The organism is Ruegeria sp. L12 (genome assembly GCF_056531745.1).
In genome coordinates this window covers 39,485-57,614 of sequence record NZ_JBQFMH010000007.1, presented here as the reverse complement: position 1 = coordinate 57,614, position 18,130 = coordinate 39,485, and the positions used below count along the sequence as shown (strand labels likewise).

Annotated in this window: 15 protein-coding genes and 1 tRNA gene; 8 read left to right on the top strand and 8 right to left on the bottom strand. The window is 59.4% G+C overall.

Going from position 1 to position 18,130, the window contains the following annotated elements:
- Window positions 1-112 precede the first annotated feature (112 nt).
- A complete protein-coding gene (locus tag ACR0K9_RS12420) occupies window positions 113-1,633 on the top strand; it encodes a divergent polysaccharide deacetylase family protein (RefSeq protein ID WP_480823615.1) in 1,521 nt (506 codons plus the stop codon).
- A 35-nt stretch (window positions 1,634-1,668) separates the two neighbouring features.
- Here ACR0K9_RS12420 and trpE read toward each other — a convergent pair whose 3' ends face one another.
- From trpE to fabI, 5 genes are all read right to left on the bottom strand, one after another.
- Window positions 1,669-3,180 (bottom strand): anthranilate synthase component I, encoded by a 1,512-nt coding sequence (trpE, locus tag ACR0K9_RS12415; RefSeq protein ID WP_480823613.1) that lies wholly within the window; start codon window positions 3,178-3,180, stop codon window positions 1,669-1,671.
- Between the two features lie 12 nt (window positions 3,181-3,192).
- Window positions 3,193-5,034 carry a peptidyl-prolyl cis-trans isomerase gene (locus ACR0K9_RS12410; protein WP_480823612.1) on the bottom strand — a complete coding sequence of 614 codons (1,842 nt, stop codon included), beginning with the start codon at window positions 5,032-5,034 and terminating at the stop codon, window positions 3,193-3,195.
- 81 nt (window positions 5,035-5,115) lie between these two features.
- Window positions 5,116-6,291 (bottom strand): aminotransferase, encoded by a 1,176-nt coding sequence (locus ACR0K9_RS12405; protein WP_480823610.1) that lies wholly within the window; start codon window positions 6,289-6,291, stop codon window positions 5,116-5,118.
- A 66-nt stretch (window positions 6,292-6,357) separates the two neighbouring features.
- A complete protein-coding gene (gene gpt / locus ACR0K9_RS12400; protein WP_480823608.1) occupies window positions 6,358-6,867 on the bottom strand; it encodes a xanthine phosphoribosyltransferase in 510 nt (169 codons plus the stop codon).
- 6 nt (window positions 6,868-6,873) lie between these two features.
- Entirely contained in the window at window positions 6,874-7,680 is an 807-nt protein-coding gene (fabI, locus tag ACR0K9_RS12395; RefSeq protein ID WP_480823606.1) for an enoyl-ACP reductase FabI, read from the bottom strand.
- 135 nt (window positions 7,681-7,815) lie between these two features.
- On the opposite strand from fabI, the gene pdxH reads away from it, so the two are divergent.
- The 4 genes from pdxH (at window position 7,816) to ACR0K9_RS12375 (ending at window position 9,665) form a co-directional block, all read left to right on the top strand.
- A complete protein-coding gene (gene pdxH, locus ACR0K9_RS12390; RefSeq protein WP_480823604.1) occupies window positions 7,816-8,421 on the top strand; it encodes a pyridoxamine 5'-phosphate oxidase in 606 nt (201 codons plus the stop codon).
- A 121-nt stretch (window positions 8,422-8,542) separates the two neighbouring features.
- Window positions 8,543-9,070, top strand: a complete 528-nt coding sequence (locus ACR0K9_RS12385; protein WP_480532254.1) for a cold-shock protein — start codon at window positions 8,543-8,545, stop codon at window positions 9,068-9,070.
- Window positions 9,071-9,077: 7 nt separating this feature from the next.
- Window positions 9,078-9,545, top strand: a complete 468-nt coding sequence (locus ACR0K9_RS12380; RefSeq protein WP_480532256.1) for a DUF192 domain-containing protein — start codon at window positions 9,078-9,080, stop codon at window positions 9,543-9,545.
- A 43-nt stretch (window positions 9,546-9,588) separates the two neighbouring features.
- A tRNA-Pro gene (locus ACR0K9_RS12375) sits at window positions 9,589-9,665 on the top strand.
- Between the two features lie 9 nt (window positions 9,666-9,674).
- On the opposite strand, the gene ACR0K9_RS12370 is transcribed toward ACR0K9_RS12375, so the two are convergent.
- Window positions 9,675-10,109, bottom strand: a complete 435-nt coding sequence (locus ACR0K9_RS12370; protein WP_480823602.1) for a hypothetical protein — start codon at window positions 10,107-10,109, stop codon at window positions 9,675-9,677.
- 545 nt (window positions 10,110-10,654) lie between these two features.
- Between ACR0K9_RS12370 and ACR0K9_RS12365 the strand changes: the two genes are divergently transcribed.
- Together ACR0K9_RS12365 and ACR0K9_RS12360 are read left to right on the top strand one after the other, a co-directional pair.
- On the top strand, window positions 10,655-14,272 hold the full coding sequence (locus ACR0K9_RS12365) for a vitamin B12-dependent ribonucleotide reductase (RefSeq protein WP_480823600.1): 3,618 nt from the start codon (window positions 10,655-10,657) through the stop codon (window positions 14,270-14,272).
- A 542-nt stretch (window positions 14,273-14,814) separates the two neighbouring features.
- Window positions 14,815-15,060, top strand: coding sequence for an EF-hand domain-containing protein (locus ACR0K9_RS12360; RefSeq protein WP_480823598.1), 246 nt, complete (start codon window positions 14,815-14,817; stop codon window positions 15,058-15,060).
- Window positions 15,061-15,112: 52 nt separating this feature from the next.
- Here ACR0K9_RS12360 and ACR0K9_RS12355 read toward each other — a convergent pair whose 3' ends face one another.
- Complete coding sequence (locus ACR0K9_RS12355) at window positions 15,113-16,657, bottom strand: trimethylamine methyltransferase family protein (protein ID WP_480823596.1); 1,545 nt, start codon at window positions 16,655-16,657, stop codon at window positions 15,113-15,115.
- Between the two features lie 397 nt (window positions 16,658-17,054).
- Here ACR0K9_RS12355 and ACR0K9_RS12350 point away from each other — a divergent pair, with 397 nt between their 5' ends.
- On the top strand, window positions 17,055-17,573 hold the full coding sequence (locus ACR0K9_RS12350) for an outer membrane protein (RefSeq protein WP_480823594.1): 519 nt from the start codon (window positions 17,055-17,057) through the stop codon (window positions 17,571-17,573).
- A 105-nt stretch (window positions 17,574-17,678) separates the two neighbouring features.
- Here ACR0K9_RS12350 and ACR0K9_RS12345 read toward each other — a convergent pair whose 3' ends face one another.
- Complete coding sequence (locus ACR0K9_RS12345) at window positions 17,679-18,023, bottom strand: MmcQ/YjbR family DNA-binding protein (RefSeq protein WP_480823858.1); 345 nt, start codon at window positions 18,021-18,023, stop codon at window positions 17,679-17,681.
- Window positions 18,024-18,130: the final 107 nt, after the last annotated feature.

Here is an 18,130-nt window from a genome sequence, read left to right as displayed (position 1 = left end):
AGGGCATTTCAGGCTGGCGATGCAACCCTTAGCCACGGTATGATGTCGGAACATACATGCTCAGGCTTGTGCGGCAGCGTCAAGAGGACATACCCAACTTGGCGGCCTGCAGGTGAGCGCCGCAGAAGATGGCGCAGGGGCGGTTGAGGCACGAAACAACGCGAGAGGCGAGATTTCGATGGGCGGATTTTACGGTGGACTGAGCGCCGGGGCGGTGTCTGTGCTGGCTTTGGGTGTCGTCTTGTCGCTGACAACGCCTTTGTCACGCAAACCGGAAGTGACAGCCGAGGCACCGGAAGTGGCCGCGGCCCCTGAACCTGCACAGGCTGTTAAGGTTGAAGACACCGGTGTGGACGCGGATCTGGTTGAGTTGCCGCCTTCGGGACCGGACAGCCCAAAGGCCGGGTCAGATTCGCTGGATGCGTTGACAGGGATCGAATTGCAACCGGAGCAGCCTCCGACGGTGCCCGAGGTTCAGTCCGATTCTGAAGCCCCCGCAGTGGTTTCGACCACCACAGTGACGGTGCAGACTGATGCGCCAACCGCACCGCAGGCACCCGCAGAGCTGCCCGCCTTGCCCGAGTCGGAGACCGCACCAGAGGTCATCGCAGAAGCTCCGCCTGCGCCCGAACCCGAGGTGACCCCTGAACCAGAAGTGGTTGAGGAAGAGCCAGAAGAAGAACCTCAGATCGCAGCCTTGCAGCCAGAGGTGTCAGAGACCCCTGAGAGCGCGGAGCCGGAAACTCCTCAGGACAATCCCATCGCGGTAGAGGGAGAGGAGGACACACGTCCGGTCTCTAAGCCCCGGGTACGCACACTGCCTCAGATCGGAGGAGATGGGCCGGTCAACGCCGGTACGCTAGCCGGCAAGCGCGTTGTGCCGTTGACCGATCGCGACGACCCGCCTGCCGAGACAACGGAAGAAGCGGTTGAGACCGCCCGGAAACCGATCGAGGAGCACGCGGCCAGTTTTGAGAATCCCGATGCCAAGCCGTTGATGTCGATCATTCTGATCGATGATGAAGGGGCCTTCGGGGCCGAGGCGCTGCAGGATTTCCCATATCCGCTCAGCTTTGCCATCAGCCCGACTGACCCCGATGCCGCCGAGAAAATGGCCCGCCATCGCGAGGCCGGGTTTGAGGTGCTGGCCCTGATCGATATGCACGAAGCCTCGAACGCGCAGGATGCCGAGGTTTCCCTGTCCGTCTGGCTGGAGGAGTTGCCCCATACGGTTGGTATTCTTGAAGGCGTGGGCTCGGGCATACAAGGTAACCGCAAGCTGGCCGATCAGATCGCAGCGATTGCCGGGGATACCGGGCGCGGACTGGTGACGCAGGACAATGGCCTGAACACGGTGCAGAAGCTGGCCGCGCGTAACGGTGTGCCGTCCAGCGTTGTGTTCCGGGATTTCGACGGGGCCAATCAGGACCCCATGATCATGCGGCGTTTCCTGGATCAGGCAGCGTTCCGTGCCGGGCAGGAGGGTGCCGTGGTGATGATGGGCCGCCTGCGCCCCGAAACCATATCGGCGCTGTTGTTGTGGGGGCTTGAAGATCGCGGCAGCCGGGTGGCAATGGCCCCGATCTCTGCCGTCATGATGAAAGAGGTTCAGGAAGACGATTCCGGGTCGTAAGGACGAGACGGCAGCAGTGATCTGCTGCCGCCCCCTTAGCTGTTCCCGTTTCCGGTAAAGCGCGCCGCATCCGCCGCCGCCCGGCGGATCGCGTTGGATTTGTGGACGGTCTCCATATATTCTGCCTCGGGGTCGCTGTCATAGACAACGCCGCCGCCCGCCTGAATGTATAGCTTCTGGTCCTTCACGATAGCTGTGCGCAACGCGATGCACATATCCATGTCGCCACCGGCGCTGAAATACCCGACGCCACCGCCATAGACACCGCGTTTTTCGGGTTCTAATTCGTCGATAATCTCCATCGCGCGTACCTTGGGCGCGCCTGAGACGGTGCCTGCAGGCATCCCGGCAAAGAACGCATCCAGCGCGTCCTTGTCTTCGGCCAGTTCGCCGACCACGTTCGACACGATGTGCATCACGTGGCTGTAGCGTTCGATAATGAACTCTTCGGTGGGACGCACGGTGCCGATCTTGGCGACACGACCGGTATCGTTGCGGCCAAGATCCAGCAGCATCAGATGCTCGGCCAGTTCTTTCTTGTCGGCCAGCAAGTCGACCTCGTTAGCCTTGTCCTCTTCGGGCGTTGCGCCGCGCGGGCGGGTGCCCGCGATGGGGCGGATGGTGACCTCGTTCCCGAAGACACGCACAAGGATTTCGGGGCTCGCGCCCACAACCTGAAAGCCGCCGAAGTTGAAATAGAACATGAAGGGCGACGGATTCGTGCGCCGCAAGGACCGGTACAGTGCAAAGGGTGGCTGCGGGAAATCCTGTGTCCAGCGTTGCGCCGGGACGACCTGAAAGATATCGCCCGCGCGTATGTATTCCTTGGCCTTCTCGACGGCCTCCATATAGCCGGATTTGGTGAAGTTCGACACCGGCGGCCCAACCTCGATCGCGTCGCCCAGATCGCGGGTTTCGGCAGGCATGGCGCGTTCCAGATCGCGCACGGCATCCATCACACGCTCGGCCGCTTGCGCATAGGCGGCTTTGGCGGTCTGGCCCTCGCTCACCCATGCGGGCGATACCACGGTGACCTCGCCCTTGACGCCATCCAGCACCGCGATGACCGACGGGCGCAGCATGATCGCATCAGGCAGGCCCAGTGGGTCAGGGTTCACATCCGGCAGGTACTCCACCAGCCGCACCATGTCATAGCCCAGATACCCGAACAGCCCGGCGGCCGCCTGCGGCAGGTCATCCGGCAGCGCGATGCGGCTTTCGGCTAGCAGATCGCGCAGGTTGTCCATCGGGTTACCGTCCTGCGGCTCGAACGCCTCGGGGTCGAACCGGGCAGAGCGGTTCAGGGCCGAAGCCTCGCCGTGACAGCGCCAGACCAGATCGGGTTTCATACCGATGATCGAGTAGCGCCCGCGCACCTCACCCCCGGTCACCGATTCGAGCATGAAGGCGTCTTTCTGCGCCCCCGTCAGCTTGAGCATCAGCGAAACCGGAGTGTCCAGGTCAGCAGCAAGGCGAGTATAGACGACCTGATTTTCACCCGCGTCATAGGCGCGCGCGAAACTGTCGAAATCCGGGGTCAGGGCCATCTGAAGTCTCTTTTAGTAGCTCGACCGTACCGCGTTCAGCGCTTGCTGATCCAGCACGGGCCGCGCGCGCGTCCGGGCGTCACGCACATAGATGTCAAAAATGTTTTGCGCCAGCGCCTGACTGAGCTGTGCAGCCAGCGCATCCTGCATCTGACGCTGTTCGTCGGTTTCCGCCGGGGGCAGCTCTTCGTCCAGCCGCACGATCAGGGCGGTGCCATTCCCGGGGATGACGCGCAATTCACCGGGGTCCATTTCGAAGACCTGAGCCATGAAATCCACCGGGACGTCCTCAAGAAACGCGGTGCGGGTCAAAGCGTTTTCGACGCGGAAGGGCAGGCCTGTGGCGGTGAAATCGCCGTCGGTCGCCAGTTGCGTCAGGATCGAGTTGGCCAGATTTTGCAGAGCTTTGGCGATCTCATCCTGTACCCAGGCGCCTGCGACCCGTGGGCGGGCGCTGTCTAGCGGCTCGGGACGTTCGGGCAGTACTTCATCCAGACGCAGGGCAAAGATCGAGCCGTCTTCGAGGAACGCGACCTCGGGGAAATCGCCGTCTTGTACCGCAACTGCAGCGTCGCGGAACCGGTCATAAGCGGCGACACCTTCATCGCTGAGCTGAGTCCAGTCGATCTGACCCAGTTCCATTTCTGTTTCACCCACCAGTTCTTCCAGTGTCGCGCCGCCTGCAAGCAGGTCGTTGATGTCTTCGGCCTGCGCTTCGATCTGGCGGCGCGCGCGGTCGGCGGCCAGTTCATCGCGCAGCTCAGGCTCGGCCTCTTCGAAAGTCACGCTGTTTGCGGCCAGCGAGCCGTTGACGCGGAACAGGGCGGGGCCAAAGGTAGACGGCAGGGGGCCTACCACATCGTCGATCTCGGCGGCGAAGATGGCATCGGCGGCTTCACCCAGGTCTTCGCGGGTCACATCCCCCAGATCGACGTCGCTGAGTTCCAGTTGGCGATCCCGTACCAGTTGCTCAAAATCCGCGCCGCCGACTTCCAACTGCGCCAGCGCCTCGGTCGCGGCCTCTTCGCTGGGATAGGTCAGGCGTTCGACCAGACGACGCTCGGGCTGCTGGTACTGATCTGTGCGCTGATCGTAGAGACGGCGGAGAGAATCTTCGTCCACCTCAACCGTGTCCAGCAGCATCTCGGGCGAGAGAATGGCATAGGTCAGGCGTTTGGTGCGGGGCAGGGTAAAGCGGTCGCCGTTTTCGTCGTAATAGGCCTGCACCTGCTCATCCGTCGGTTCGGCGACCGGGGTTTCAAGAGCATCGGCGGACAGGGTGGCAACAGTAAAGCTGCGGCGGGCCAGCACGTAGTTCGCCAGCGCCTCGGTCATGGTCAGGGGCATTTCGACCCCGCTCATGACTGCGCCCTGAACGATGGTGCGGGCAGATTCCTTGCGCAGGTCTGATTCGAACTCGGCATCCGACATACCGACCTGATCCAGTTGAAAGCGATAGGCTTCGCGGTCGAACGTGCCATCGACACCCTGAAACGCGGGGATTTGCACGATCTCGTTCTGCAGGTTCTCATCGCCGATCGAAATGCCAAGCTGCCCGACCTCATTATCCAGGGCCGCCAATGCGATCAGCCGGGACAGGGCGCGTTGGTCCAGACCCAGATCAACCGCTTGCGAGATTTGCAGGGGCTGACGGGTCTGAGCCTCAACAGCGCGGATTTCGCGCTGCAACTCGCGGAAATATTCATCGACCGAAACACTCTCATCCCCGACTTGCGCCACGGTGCGCACGGTGCCCGTCAGGCTGGTCGCACCAAAGCCCGCAAGGCCCAGCATCAGAAGACCCATGAGAATCCACACAAAGGTCTTGGATAGGTTTTTTATGCCTGCGGCCATGGTGCCCTCTTGATTATGTCGGCAAGTGTCTGCCCTGTCGGTTGCGGCCCTGAATACGCTGCACACCGCCGGGGGGCAAGCTCAGATGGACAGGCCCTGCAACCGGTCGAACAATTGCGCAATCCCGGCCCGGTCGAGATTGGCAAACGCAACGCGCACCTGCCGCTTTCCGGCAGGGTCATGCGCGGGCATGAACATGGTGCCGGGCAGCAGCAGAACCCCGGCCTCAGCCACCAGTCGTTTGGCCAATTCGTCCGAGGGAATGTCGAACGGATGTTCGAGATAGGCAAAGTAAGCGCCCAATCCAAGCAATCGCCATCCCTTGTCGGACAGGCGCGGCATCCCTTCGGCAATCGCCGCGCGGCGGTCGAGGATTTCATCCCGTTCACCCGCCACCCATTGCGACAGGTTCTGCATGCCCCAAAGCGCTGCGAACTGGCCGATCTGACCGGGGCAAATGGCGACGGTGTCGAGGAACTTTTCGATCTCGGCCTGCAACGCAGGGCTGGTCGCAATCGCACCGACGCGGTGGCCGGTCAGGCGGTAGGCCTTCGAGAAAGAATAGAGGTGGACAAGCGTGGCATCCCAGCCGTCCTGCTGAAACAGCTCATGCGGCGGGCCGCTGCGGCTGTCAAAATCGCGATAGGTTTCATCGACCAGCAAATGCAGGCCGAATTCCTGCGCAAGGTCATAGAAGGCGCGCACCAGTTCGGCGGGGTATTCCACACCACCCGGATTGTTCGGCGTGACCAACGCAATTGCGCGGGTTCTGTCGGTGATCAGGGCGCGGGCCTTGTCAGGATCAGGCAGAAGGTCATCGCTTGTGGGTAGGTCTACAGCCGCGACGCCAGCCATATCCAGCCACATTTTATGATTGAAATACCAAGGGGTTGGCAGGATGACCTCGTCCCCTTGATCAGTGATGGCAGAGATCACAGCCGAGAAGGCCTGATTGCAGCCAGATGTTATGGCGACCTGATTGGCCACGACCGGCGCTGCGTAATGGGTGCTGATCTGAGCGGCAAGCTCGGTCCGCAGGTCATCATTGCCCAATACCGGGCCGTAGAGATGTGCACTGTCCTGCGACACCGCGAAGTCAGCCATGGCCTGCCTCAGCGCAAGCGGGGGCGGATCAACCGGAGCGGCCTGACTGACATTGATCAAAGGCCGGTCATCGGTAAACGCAACACCTTCGAGCCAGCGCCGTGCCTCCATCACCGGAGGAGGGAATGTGGCACTGGTACGTGTTTGAGCCATGGCATGACCGTCCTTATCCGAGGCTCTGCCTCGCGCTCTGCGATGTTTTTGAACAGAGGACAGAGTTTAGTCTGTTCCCCGATAGGGTTCGACATATTGCAACGCCATGTCCCACGGGAAGAAAATCCATGTGTCCTGGCTGACCTCGGTGATGAAGGTGTCAACCATCGGGCGGCCCTTGGGTTTGGCGTAGACGGTGGCAAAATGCGCTTTGGGATACATTTCGCGCACCAGTTCCAGCGTTTTACCGCTGTCGACCAGATCGTCGATGATCAGAACACCCGTTCCGTCGCCCATCAGATCGGCATTAGGGGCCTTGAGCACTTCGGCCTCGCCCTGTGCCTGATGGTGATAGGATTTCACGCTGACGGTGTCGACGGTGCGAATGTCCAACTCGCGGCTGACGATCATCGCGGGCGCCATGCCGCCGCGGGTGATGGCCACCACGGCACGCCAGGCGCCGTCGTCGGGGCCTTGCCCATCAAGCCGCCAGGCCAGCGCGCGAGAATCGCGGTGAATCTGGTCCCAGCTGATGTGAAAGCCTTTTTCGTGGGGCAGACGGTCCTTGGCGCTCATGTCTTCTTATCCTTTTTCCACATCCGGCGCGTCGACGGCCTTCATGCCAACGATGTGATAACCCGAATCCACGTGCAGATTCTCTCCGGTCACGCCGCTGCTGAGGTCGGATAGAAGATAGAGCGCCGAATTGCCCACATCGTCGATGGTCACGTTGCGGCGCAGGGGCGAGTTATACTCGTTCCACTTCATGATATAGCGGAAATCGCCGATGCCGCTGGCCGCCAGCGTCTTAATCGGACCGGCCGAAATCGCGTTGACGCGAATGCCGTCCTTGCCCAGATCTTCTGCCAGATACTTCACCGATGCTTCCAGCGCAGCCTTGGCGACCCCCATGACATTATAGTGCGGCATCACCTGCTCGGCACCGTAATAGGTCAGGGTGACGGCAGAGCCGCCTTCGGTCATCAGCTTTTCAGCTCGCTGCATGACCGCGGTGAAAGAATAGACCGAGACATCCATGGTCAGCTTGAAATTCGCGCGGCTGGTATCGACGTAACGTCCGCGCAGCTCGTTCTTGTCGGAAAAGCCGATGGCGTGCACGACGAAGTCCAGCTTTCCCCATTTCTGTTCGAGCGTTGCGAACAGCCCGTCAATCGACTCTTCGTCACTGACATCGCAGGGCAGGACAATTTCACTGCCCAGTTGCGCGGCCAGAGGGTCGACGCGTTTTTTCAGGGCATCCCCCTGATAGGAAAAGGCCAGTTCGGCCCCGGCATCGGACAAGGCGCGGGCGATTCCCCATGCGATTGATTTGTCATTGGCCAGTCCCATGATGAGGCCGCGTTTTCCGGCCATCAACTGATTTGACATCTTCGGTTCTCCGCATGTCGTCGCGTTGTGTTCGGTTGGTTTATGCCATTGATTGGTCTGCTTCAAGGCCATGCGCTCTTGCCCGCAGCGGGTTCTCGCCTTAGGGTCGAGGACAATTGTTTCCAGGGGATGGAAATGAACGAGCGTAGTGGCATCTTTGCCGGAGCCGATCCGTTTGAAATAGCGGCGCGGTGGCTGGCCGAGGCAGAAAAGACGGAATCAAACGATCCGAACGCGATTGCGCTGGCAACCGTGGATGTTGAGGGATTGCCCAATGTCCGGATGGTGTTGCTGAAGGAAATCGAAATAGACGCGTTTGTTTTCTATACAAACTATCACAGCGCCAAAGCGCAGGAATTGGATGGTCAGGGGCAGGCGGCCTTTGTGATGCATTGGAAATCTTTGCGGCGTCAAATTCGTGTTCGTGGTACAATCACCCGGGAAGACGGCCCGCAGGCAGATGAATACTATGCCTCGCGTTCGCTCAAAAGTCGGCTGGGCGCGTGGGCCTCGCATCAGTCGCAACCGCTTGAGAGTCGTGCGTCTTTGATGGCTGAAGTCGCAAAATTGACCGCCAAGCTGGGAACCAATCCGCCGCGCCCTAAGTTCTGGGGCGGGTACAGATTAACGCCTGTTGAGATCGAATTTTGGGCTGACGGGGCCTTTCGTCTGCACGACCGGTTTCAGTGGAAACGTGACAGTGCCGATTCAGACTGGCAGGTGCAGAGGCTAAATCCATGACGTTCGCGTGTCGTGAAATGCAACAGTCCGTAAGTAAAGGGTTTTTTCAACTTGAAATTACGGACCAATACCATAAACAACAAACCCTTAACGACTTGGTAATCTTCGTGATGGGAAAACAGTGCCAGAAGATCTGAACAGCATGTACCGCGTCCGAGGACACGTAAAATGGTTCGATCCCGCCAAGGGATACGGATTTGTTGTGTCCGACGAAGGCGGGCCGGATATTCTGTTGCACGTCAATGTCTTGCGGAATTTCGGTCAAAGCTCGGTCGCAGATGGGGCCGGGATCGAGATCATGACTCACAAAACCGACCGTGGCGTTCAGGCGGTCGAAGTCATCAGCGTGGATCCCCCGGTACGGGCCGAGACAATGATGCTGGCCGACTTCGCCGAGCTTGATCCCGAGGTGATCGGCAGTGCTCCGCTTGAGGCAGCGCGGGTCAAGTGGTTCGACAAGGGCAAGGGGTTTGGCTTTGCCAATGTGTTTGGCAGCAACGAAGACGTGTTCCTGCATATCGAAGTTTTGCGCCGCTCGGGTCTTGCCGATTTGCAACCGGGCGAGGCACTGGCGATGCGGGTCATCGATGGCAAGCGCGGACGCATGGCGGCTCAGGTCCTGGCTTGGGAAGCGGCACTGACAAGCTAAGCAACGCATGAAGAAACTCGCGACAGCTCTGGTGGCTCTGACGGTTCTATGCTCTGGGCCCGCTTGGGCGGAGTGTCGTGCCGACCGGGTTGAGTTGCGAAATGATACGGCACAGGTGCGGTTCGATATTGAACTGGCCGTGACACCACAGGAGCGCTCGCGTGGGTTGATGTTCCGCGAGAACATGCCAAGCCGGTCGGGGATGCTGTTTATCTTCGACCCGCCACAGCCGGTGGCGTTTTGGATGAAGAACACTCTGATCCCGCTCGACATGATTTTCGTTGATCGTGCCGGAACGGTGACGCGTGTGCATGAAGGCGCCATTCCCGGCGACCTGACCCCGATAGAGGGTGGCGATTCGGTCTTTGCGGTTTTGGAAATTAACGCGGGTCTGGCCGCGCGCTATGGTATCCGGCCCGGAACCCAGATGCGCCACGAAGTTTTTTCGCAAGGTCCTGCAATTTGGCCCTGTTAGGGCTTTTCAAATCAAATCAGTGCGTTTAGGAAGGCGCACGGTCCGGGGCGTGGCGCAGTCTGGTAGCGCACCTGTTTTGGGTACAGGGGGTCGTAGGTTCGAATCCTGCCGCCCCGACCACTTCTTCCTCTACACGGGGGTGCCGCCGAAATCGGCGTAAAGCCGTGAAAAATCCCGATCCAGATCTTCGCTTTCAACCGGTATTCTGAGCGTAGTGCCGTTTTTCTGCGGTACGAGAAAATACAGTTCCGCATCGACGCGATAGCCTTGCTGGTTCTTGAACGAACTCAGGCGGGTCACGATCTGAGGCAGTTTCTGCGGGTATCCGTCAAAGCTGAGAATCAGATAAGCGGTTGCCTCGGGCGACAGGGTCTCGCGGCATTCGAAACTGTTGGAGCCCGCCTTGATATAGCTGTCGCCGGGTCCGGCGCAGTCCGTCTTGAAGGTATTGAACAAGCTTTGCGGGTATTCGGGAAACTGCGCACTGCGTGATGGCAGCGGCGTCTCTTGTGCTGTACAGGACACGATCAGGGCCAGAAGGGGCAGCAGCAAGAGCAGGCGCATGGCTGAAAACAATCCCGTACAGAAAATCACTCTGCGCTGACTATGACATGCCTTCTGCGGTTGCGACGATGATTCTCTGACATTGTCCTTAATGTGGCCCTGCTTGATCTGTCGCCTGTAACTATGGCGTTCAAAACGAGAAATCACATTGGGACTTGGGCTGCCGATCGAACGGATGTCCACATGACGGCTGTGGAGGAATCGTGGACCGGCGATTTCCTGCTGGTCTGGCGCATAGGGTCAAGCCAAAAGATTTCAAAAATGAGCGAAAAAGTCCGTTGACCAACTATGGCTGTATACGTCAGATTGTATGGGCCGATACGCGAGCCACTAAATCTGGTAGGTAATGACCGGAAGCAGGCATCGGGCAAGGGACGGATAACAAAGCAATCTGAAGTGTAACCGCACTTGCGGTTTTGCGCTGTGACGGACAGCGCCCGGGCTTTTGCGTCTCTGAAGAATCGGCACTGCGGGCGGCACCCCGCAACACAAGATTTGGTGCCGGGGACGAGAATTTTGGACAACGCGAAGCTGGGGCAGCGGACATGAAGATTGAAAGAAAATTCACCAAACCTGGACAGGATGCATATGCCGATCTGGATTTTGTGTCTGCGACCTCTGAGATTCGCAATCCGGACGGCACCATCGTCTTTCGTCTGGACGAGATTGAGGTTCCCGCGAAGTGGAGCCAGGTGGCCAGCGACGTGATCGCGCAGAAATACTTCCGCAAGGCAGGTGTTCCGTCTTCGCTGAAGAAGGTCAAAGAGAAAGACGTGCCCGAGTTCCTGTGGCGCTCGGTCCCGGCCGAGGGTGCGGAGTTCACGGGCGAGACCTCGTCGAAACAGGTATTCGATCGTCTGGCTGGCGCGTGGGCCTATTGGGGCTGGAAGGGCGGCTATTTCTCGACCGAGGAAGACGCCCGCGCTTATTTCGACGAGATGCGCTATATGCTGGCGACCCAGCGTGCCGCGCCGAACTCGCCGCAATGGTTCAACACCGGTCTGCACTGGGCCTACGGGATCGACGGTCCGGCGCAGGGTCACCATTATGTCGATTACAAGACCGGCAAGCTGACCAAATCGAAATCCGCCTATGAGCATCCGCAGCCGCATGCCTGCTTCATCCAGTCGGTCGATGATGATCTGGTCAACGAAGGCGGCATCATGGATCTGTGGGTGCGTGAGGCGCGCCTGTTCAAATACGGCTCGGGCACCGGGACCAACTTCAGCCATCTGCGTGCAGAGGGTGAGGCGCTGTCGGGTGGCGGCAAGTCCTCGGGTCTGATGGGTTTCCTCAAGATCGGCGACCGCGCCGCTGGCGCGATCAAATCGGGCGGGACAACCCGTCGGGCCGCAAAGATGGTGATCGTCGATGCGGATCACCCGGACATCGAGCAATTCATCGAATGGAAAGTGATCGAAGAGCAGAAGGTGGCCTCGATCGTTGCCGGATCGAAGATGCACGAGAAGATGCTGAACGGCATTTTCGAGGCCATCCGGTCTTGGGACGGTGCGGCGGATGACGCGTATGATCCCAACAAGAATGACAGCCTGAAGAAAGCGGTTCGCGAAGCCAAAAAGGTTGCGATCCCTGAGACTTACATCAAGCGCGTGCTGGACTATGCGCGGCAGGGTCACGACAGTATCGAATTCCCGACCTATGACACAGACTGGGATTCGGAAGCTTACAGCTCGGTCTCGGGACAGAACTCGAACAACTCGATCCGCGTGACCAACGCGTTCCTGACAGCTGTTGAGAAAGATGCGGATTGGGAACTGATCAACCGGACAGATGGCAAGGTCGCTCGCACCGTCAAGGCGCGCGATCTGTGGGAGAAAGTCGGCCACGCCGCTTGGGCCTGCGCCGATCCGGGCATCCAGTTCCACGACACCGTCAATGAATGGCACACATGCCCCGAAGATGGTGAAATTCGAGGATCGAACCCGTGCTCGGAATACATGTTCCTCGATGATACGGCTTGTAATCTGGCGTCGATGAACCTGCTGACTTTCCTGAAGGATGGTGAGTTCCAGGCGGCGGATTACATGCACGCCTCGCGCCTGTGGACCCTGACGCTGGAAATCTCGGTGACCATGGCGCAGTTCCCGTCGAAGGAAATCGCGCAGCTGTCTTATGACTTCCGCACGCTGGGTCTGGGATACGCCAATATCGGCGGTCTGCTGATGAACATGGGCTACAGCTATGACTCGGATGAGGGCCGGGCGATCTGTGGCGCGCTGACCGCGATCATGACCGGCGTGGCCTATGCGACTTCGGCCGAGATTGCAGGCGAGCTTGGCCCGTTCAAAGGGTATGAGCGCAATGCCGACCACATGCTGCGCGTCATCCGCAACCACCGCCGGGCGGCGCAGGGCGTGACCAATGGATATGAGAAACTGGCCGTGAAGCCGGTGCCTCTCGACCACGGCAATTGCCCGGACAAGCGTCTGGTCGATCTGGCCATGTCGGCTTGGGATGAAGCGCTGAGCCTGGGTGAGCAGAACGGCTATCGCAACGCGCAGGCCACTGTGATCGCGCCCACCGGCACCATCGGTCTGGTGATGGATTGCGACACCACCGGGATCGAGCCTGACTTTGCGCTGGTCAAGTTCAAGAAGCTGGCCGGTGGCGGTTACTTCAAGATCATCAACCGCTCGGTGCCGTCGGCGCTTGAGAAACTGGGCTATTCCTCGGCTCAGATCGAAGAGATCGTGGGCTACGCGGTTGGTCACGGAACCATCGGCAACGCGCCGGGGATCAACCACACCTCGCTGACCGGTCATGGCTTTGGCCCGAACGAACTGGCCAAGGTGGATGCCGCGCTGGAAAGCGCCTTCGATATCCGCTTTGTCTTCAACCAGTGGACACTGGGCGAGGATTTCTGCACCGGCGTTCTGGGCATCCCGGCGACCAAGCTGAATGACCCGACCTTCGACTTGCTGCGCCATCTGGGCTTTACCAAGGCAGATATCGACGCGGCGAACGACCACGTCTGCGGGACGATGACGCTGGAAGGCGCGCCGCACCTGAAGGAAGAGCATTATTCGATCTTCGACTGCGCCAACCCGTGCGGCAAGAAAGGCAAGCGTTTCCTTGGGGTTGACAGCCACATCACCATGATGGCGGCAGCGCAGAGCTTCATCTCGGGTGCGATCTCGAAGACGATCAACATGCCGAATGATGCGACCATCGAGGATTGCCAAAAGGCTTATGAACTGTCCTGGTCGTTGGGTGTTAAGGCCAACGCGCTGTACCGCGACGGTTCGAAACTATCGCAGCCTTTGGCAGCGGCACTGGTCGAGGATGACGACGAAGCAGCCGAGGTATTGGAAAGCGGTTCGACGCAGGAAAAAGCCGTCGTTCTGGCCGAGAAGGTGATCGAGAAGGTTGTGGTCAAGGAAATGATCCGCAGCCATCGCGAGAAACTGCCGCATCGTCGCAAGGGTTACACTCAAAAGGCGATCGTCGGTGGCCACAAGGTCTATCTGCGGACGGGCGAGTTCGAAGACGGCAAGCTGGGCGAGATCTTCATCGACATGCACAAGGAAGGCGCAGGCTTCCGGGCGATGATGAACAACTTTGCCATCGCGGTCTCGGTTGGTCTGCAATACGGTGTGCCGCTGGAGGAGTTCGTCGACGCCTTCACCTTCACCAAGTTCGAACCGGCCGGGATGGTGCAGGGCAACGACTCGATCAAGAACGCGACGTCGATCCTGGACTACATCTTCCGCGAACTGGCCGTGTCTTATCTGGACCGCACCGATCTGGCTCATGTGAAACCCGAAGGCGCAACCTTCGACGATCTGGGCCGCGGCGAAGAGGATGGCCTGTCCAACGTCTCGGAAATCAGTGAAAGCGCGGCGACCAAGTCGTTGGAAGTGCTGAAACAAATCAGCTCGACTGGTTATCTGCGCAAACGTCTGCCGCAAGACCTGATGGTCTTCAACGGCGGTCAGGCTGACGTGACCGGCATGGCGGAAACCGCAGCCTCATTCGAGGCACCGGCAGAAACGGCGGTCGCGACCGGAATGGACGCCCGCACCAAGGCCAAGATGCAAGGATATGAGGGTGATCCCTGCGGCGAATGCGGAAACTACACGCTGGTGCGCAACGGCACCTGCATGAAGTGCAACACCTGCGGCGCGACAAGCGGGTGTAGCTGACTTTAGCGCCCCGGCAACCCGGGGTGCAGGGGTCGGATAGCTGCCACAGGTACCGACCCCGACGAATACGGAGCAAGGCGCTGAGACTTACCATCGATGCCTTGGTCCACTCGGCCGACATGCCCGTGTTGGCCGGGAACAGGGTGGGGCGGAATATTTGCTCCCTCCCACTCTCTCACGGGGCGGGTGCGCTCGTCCCATGCGCAGTCCAGGCCGCAGGCAAAAAAACACCGGGCGGTCAACGAAATGAGCCTGGAAGGCGAAACTGACAGGGGGCTTCGGCCCCCTTTCTTTTTGCGGATTGTTCGCACGGAATGAGCAGAGGTCTGCCGGATCACCCTGATCCAATGGGGCAAGAACCGCCGAAACAGGTTTTGACAGTTTTATCCAGCGGGCGTTTGCGAATGCGACTCGGCCAAACACGCGGAGATTGGCGCGTTTCTTCCCGGATCGCCCCATGCGGGTGACAGCACCTGTGCGCAGGGTGTTTGTTGCAACTGTCCGGACGAAAACACGCAAAACACCACTCAGGAGGCACTATCATGAAACTGCAGAAACTGGCCGCTCTTTCGGCAATCGCATTTGCGGTCCCGTCTATCGCACTGGCACAATCCAGCGCGGATGCAAACGGGGATGGCGTTCTGACTATCGAAGAGGTGCAGGTCATCTTACCCGAAGTCGACGCGGATACATTCTCGGTCATGGATGCAAATGGGGACGGATCGCTGGATGCGGATGAAGTCGCCATTGCGCAAGAAGCCGGCCTGCTGCCCCCCAGCAACGGCTGACCGCAATGGGAAGGAGGCGGCCCGAGTTTAACTCGGGCCGTTTTTCAATGTGTTACGCGGGTAAGTGAATGTTGAATTTGGCGCGCAGTTCAGCGTCTAACAGCGGATCGAACCGGGCGCTGGATGGCGTGGACAGGATCTCTTGTTTCCGGGCGATGGCCTTTTCGATCAGATCCGGTTTGCCCAGTTCCGCCCATTCCTTGGGCGAGGTCCGGTCGCCCAGGGTCGGATAAACATAATCCGCCTGCATCCGGCTGAGCGTCGCATCCGTTCCCAGATAGTGCCCAGGCCCGCCCATACAGACCTCGGCGATCTGGTCCAGTGCCAGCGTTTCATCGCTGACCTCGATACCTCGCACGCAGCGCTGCGCCTGACCGATCAGATCATCGCTGAGAATGAGGCTTTCGTGACAAAAACCCAGCAGAGAAGCGTGCATCCCGGCCGCTTCATACACCATGTTCAGGCCCGACAGGCCCGCCATCACGTTCGAGCACATCTGTTCCCACCCGGCCTGCATGTCGGGCAGTTTCGAATCCGATGCGCCTGCTGCGGCACCGCCCGGCAGGTTGTAGAAACGATGCATCTGGGCACAACCCGCGGTCAGCAGGGCTTGCTCACCCGAACCGATGGACATCGCGCCTGTCCGCAGGTCAAGGCCAAAGGGCCAAGTGCCAAAAATCGCAGGTGCCCCGGGGCTTACGGCGTTTACATAAACCAACCCGGCCAGACATTCTGCGGTGGCTTGCATGATCGCTCCGGCGATGGTCGACGGCGCGGTAGCCCCGGCCATGCCTGCAGACAGCAGCAGGACAGGCATCCCCGCCTTGATGCATTCCTCCATCACCTCGCAGCTTTCGGTGGCGAATTTCATCGGCGGAACAACAAAGCAGTTCGAGTTCGACACAAATGGCCGCTCACGGTATTTGTCCTCGCCGCCAGCGATCATATAGATCATTTCCATTGCCGGAGCGACGTGGCTGGGTTCGGTGAAGGATGTACCGATGTGTTTGAAGGTGCCCGAACAGGCGGCATAGATCGTGTTCAGGTCCATCTCGAGGTTGTCGGGGATGTCGCGGCAGACCATCGGACGTTGAACAAAGTGAATGTTTTCAAGCTGTTCACAAATGCGCGCGGCATCGTGAAGGTCCTGAACGGTTGAGTCCCGGTATTCCTTCCCATGGACATCAACCATGCTGACCGCGGCCCCGGCGGTGCCATAGTGAACCTTGGTGCCTGCCAGTTCCAGGTCGGTTTTACCATCTCGGCTATAGAGCGTGACCGAGCGGTTGGCCTTTGCAATCGTGTCTTCCACCAGAGCGCGGGGGAAGCGGATGCGGCCATCGTCGCCCAATGTGCACCCCGCAGCGGTCAGATAGTCGATACCGCTTTGTGGCGCATCCGCCAGGCCGATGGTTTCCAGCGCCGTCAGCGCGGCTTCGTGGATGCGTTCGATCTGGGCCTGAGTCAGGACGTTGAGGACGCCGCCCTCCATCCCCGGGCGCACGGGGCGAAGATGGTCGGGCAGGGCGCTGGCGCGCGCAGCACGACGCGCAGCGCGCCCACCGCTGCGAGAGGAGGTACGGGATTGATCGTTCATGAAGAGAGTCCGGTTCTGAGGGTCGTGAGTGTGTTCGCGCAGAATCAGCACACCGCTGGTCTGCCTCGCGCCGCACGCCCCCGATCCGCACCGATGGTGCGGCTGATCAGGTGTATTTTCCAGACATCATTTTGCATGTGTCGCCTCAGCTTGGTACGCGAAGTCTTTCAATTTGTGGCGACACAATCTGTCCCGTTTGCGACTTTGAGGTGAATAATTTTCGTTGACTGCCTCACGAGCGCGCAACGAATGCGTGAGAAAATGTTTTTTCCCGTTGGGATAGAAATCTGTTACTCTGTGCATAGTTAATTAATCAAAGTCTGAAAGTTTAAGTCGTAATCGCTGCTGCGCAGCCAATCAATCCGCCCAGACCGGCACCTTAGGTTCGGAGGTCTGAATGAAATCGATGAAGGCCTTTGTTGTCACAGTCCTGTTCGTGGTGGCTGGACCTGTTGTTGCCGAGGATTGGACAGGCGCCTATGCCGGTTTCAGCTTTGGTTATGCCGATGTCGATGGATCTGGTGATGCAGGTGGCAGTAATGGCAGCTTTGGCCCTCATATCGGCTATGATTACGATTTCGGAACTTTTGTGCTGGGGGGAGAGCTTGAATATAACCGCCTGAACCTCGACCTTGGCAGCTCGGAGGGGAGCCTCGACAGCATGTCTCGTCTGAAACTGCGCGGTGGATATGATTTTGGCCCGGCGCTTGGCTATGTGGTGGTCGGTACTGCCCGGGCAAGCACATCGGGTGACAGCGACACGGCTGCCGTCTACGGTATCGGCGTTGCCTATCCTCTGGGGGATCGATTCGTCATCAGCGGTGAGGCATTGCGGCAGGATTTCGATGACATCCCAAGCGCGGGCCGTGGGCTGGATGCCAATGTCTTCAATCTGCGGACAACCTTTCGTTTTTGATCCGGGCATCAGACGGTGATAGCTGCAACGCCCTTGGGCAAGGGTGATAGCCATATCGCGGCGCACCCAACATCTTTCTCAATGTGTCGTCGCCGGATCTGAATATCAGTTTCGGGACGGCAGTTTTGCCTGAACCTTCTTGGTCAGCGATGCGCGGACAATATCGTATGAGGCGATCAGGCGGTGCTGCATCTCGTCCGGTTCTGTTTCCCACGGCAGGTGAACCCAGCTGCGGTGGAAATAGGGGGCTTTGGTGCCGATCCCGGCATCGATCAGCATCTGCGCTGTCTCGACGTCAGGTGTTTTGACCGAAACCCCATCCCCGACCGAACCGACACAGGCAAACATCTTGCCTCCCACCTTCCACGCGTCATGGCCTCCGCCCCATGGGTCGGAGAGCTCGGCGCCGGGCAACTCGGCGCATACGGAATTGACGTAGTCGCGGGTCATGGCGGGCAGAGTGACGCTGCGGAGGGCAAAGCTCAAGACTTGGCTCAGCACTGATCCTGTGCTAGGCAAAGCGCATGAACCGGAAAACCTGCATCATTATCTGCTGC